Genomic DNA, 2,205 nt, shown 5'->3' with positions numbered 1-2,205 from the left:
CCGGTCCTCTCCTCGATCCCCCGCGGCGACGACGCCGTACGGATCTTCGACGGCGCGCGACTGCTCGCGGGCTACCCGGACTTCTTCGAGCTGAAGCGCACCCGCACCGGCGGCCTCGACTTCAGCTGAGCCCCGATGGGTACGGCGGAATCGCCGCCTCAGCGTTCCAAGTCACCGAGCAGCGCGGCAACGTCCAGGTCGACGGTGAACTCCCCGGCGACCTGGACGGACTCCTTGCCGGTGACCGTGGCGACTTCGCGGTAGGTGTCGGCCTCCAGCTCATGCACGACCACACGCACCTCGGGCTCCCGCTCCACCCGCCAGAAGGCGGGCACCTTCGCCTGGGCGTAGAGCGCCGGCTTGAGGATGCGGTCGGTGGACTGGTTCCACGGAGACACGATCTCCACCAGCAGCAGCACCGCCTCCAGCGGCACGGCCAGGGTGCCACGGGAAACGGCGGCGCGATCGGCGACGGCGATGTCGGGGATGAACAACCGGGAATCGCCCGTTACTCGAAGAGGCCCTGACCCACGGGCCCGATCCGCTTCACCTCGCCGAGGTGTTCGGGCTCGACGAGAAGACCGCGATGCGCTACGCGGACTCCGCACGGGCACTACTGGAACAGGCAGCCGAGCACTCGGCATCGCCCTCAGGAAAAGAACTTGGCCCGGATTGACGCGACTTGGAGTCGGCGTTAGCAGATCCTCGGGAGAGGCGCAGGCACTCATCCCAGGCTTCAAGAAAGCTCTCGTAGGTGTTGAGGCGTTCTTGGCGCATCCAGTGACCGTGCTCGACGGCACCTTGGTCCTGTACTTGCCGCCGGACGGCTTCGGCGTTCTTTTCCGCGCCGAACTTAGCTGCCCGCGCCCCAACAACCGCTCCCAAGCCGGTTGCCACTAACCCGATCACTGCGATGGCGAGAGGAACCACGAAATCCGTCACGGCGGCACATCATGGCTGCTCAATCAGTTCAAGGGAACACCGCGTCGTGCGGCCTGACAGCAGGACCAACGGCATCACAGCTCGTCAATCAACCGCGAATACATGAACATGTCCCGGCGTTCGTCCCCCACCTGTTGCCATCCACGCAGCACCGAGCGCAACCCGCGCGGAGCAACCTCACCGCTGCTTCATCAACGACGACAGAGGGTGTCGGGTTTACGGCCGACGATGGACGTATGCGCGAAACCCCAGAAGAACTCAACAAGCTCCAGTCCCTCCTCGACTCCTCCCTCTCCGGCTCGACCGCACACCTCCGCTCGATCGTCGAGGGCCGCACCATCACGGCGGCGCAGCTCACCGGGGTCCTCACCGGCATGTGCACGCTCGCCCTCTCCACGGTGACCGCAAAGGGCGAACCGCGGATCAGCGGCGCCGACGGGCACTTCCTGCACGGCCGGTGGCACTTCGGCACGGCGCGCAACGCCTCCAAGGCCCGTCATCTCGCGGCCCGTCCGGCCGCCAGCGTCGCGCACATGCGCGGCGAGGACCTCGGCGTGTTCACCCACGGCACGGTGGAGGAGCTGAACCCCGAGGACGCCGAGACCACGGCCGGCTGGCAGGAACTCCTCGCCTACTTGAAGGACTTCTACGGCGACGACGACGCCTTCGACTGGAACCGCGAGGTCGTCTACTACCGGCTGAACCCGCACTGGATGACCGTCTACGCCCCCGACCTCGTCAAGCTCACCGGCACGTGACGCCGGGCCCGTCGACGAGGGCCTGCACCTGCGCGTACGTGGGTGCGGGGCCGGTCGACGGCGCGCCGTCGCGTACCGCCAGCGCCGTGGCGACGGCCTCGCCCAGCGCCCGCCGGTACAGAAGCGACCCGAGGTTGCCCCGCCCCCAAGCTCTCAACTCCGCTTCGCTGCGTTCGAGCAGGGGGCCGCTCGGCGTCTTGCCGGTCCAGGGGACCAGGAACGGCAAGGTCGCGAGTTGGCCCCGAACCCACGGAAGCAACTCCGCAGAGCACGACGACGGACCCTTGAGTTCCCACCGAGAACCCTTCAGTTTGCGTGAACTTACGGGACTCGCCGGCCTCGGGGAACAACGGAATACCCATTAGCGCTTAGCGCTGATCTTGGTCGCCTAGCACAGCGGTCCGCGCTTCGCGGGCCTTCGTCCAAAGATCGCGTGAGCGGTTCGGCCCGTGGCTACCGTCTGGCGCGTGCCGGTGGAGTTTTTGACTGATGAGCAGGCTGCGGC

General features: G+C 67.1%; 5 protein-coding genes. 2 read left to right on the top strand and 3 right to left on the bottom strand.

The features are described from left to right. Positions 1–129 (top strand): mycothiol-dependent nitroreductase Rv2466c family protein (locus SSOG_RS55880; protein WP_039937214.1); only part of this gene is annotated, 129 nt, incomplete at its 5' end. Positions 130–158: 29 nt separating this feature from the next. Here the strand turns inward: SSOG_RS55880 and SSOG_RS54770 are convergent. Beyond that, a complete protein-coding gene (locus SSOG_RS54770) occupies positions 159–494 on the bottom strand; it encodes a Uma2 family endonuclease (RefSeq protein ID WP_050799842.1) in 336 nt (111 codons plus the stop codon). 97 nt (positions 495–591) lie between these two features. Continuing rightward, on the bottom strand, positions 592–942 hold the full coding sequence (locus tag SSOG_RS54765; RefSeq protein WP_208867347.1) for a hypothetical protein: 351 nt from the start codon (positions 940–942) through the stop codon (positions 592–594). A gap of 236 nt (positions 943–1,178) precedes the next feature. Between SSOG_RS54765 and SSOG_RS11210 the strand changes: the two genes are divergently transcribed. Further along, entirely contained in the window at positions 1,179–1,700 is a 522-nt protein-coding gene (locus tag SSOG_RS11210) for a pyridoxamine 5'-phosphate oxidase family protein (RefSeq protein ID WP_009714337.1), read from the top strand. Here the strand turns inward: SSOG_RS11210 and SSOG_RS11205 are convergent. After that, on the bottom strand, positions 1,687–1,926 hold the full coding sequence (locus SSOG_RS11205) for a hypothetical protein (RefSeq protein ID WP_009714336.1): 240 nt from the start codon (positions 1,924–1,926) through the stop codon (positions 1,687–1,689). The genes SSOG_RS11210 and SSOG_RS11205 overlap by 14 nt on opposite strands. Positions 1,927–2,205: the final 279 nt, after the last annotated feature.

Source organism: Streptomyces himastatinicus ATCC 53653 (genome assembly GCF_000158915.1).
GTDB classification, from domain to species: Bacteria; Actinomycetota; Actinomycetes; order Streptomycetales; family Streptomycetaceae; genus Streptomyces; species Streptomyces himastatinicus.
The sequence above is the reverse complement of the archived record's forward strand: the minus strand, read 5'-3'. Positions and strand labels throughout refer to the sequence as shown.

What these genes read in the sequence shown, in the direction of transcription:
- SSOG_RS11210 (WP_009714337.1), top strand. Translation starts at nt 1,179, where the DNA reads ATGCGCGAAACCCCAGAAGAACTCAACAAGCTCCAGTCCCTCCTCGAC.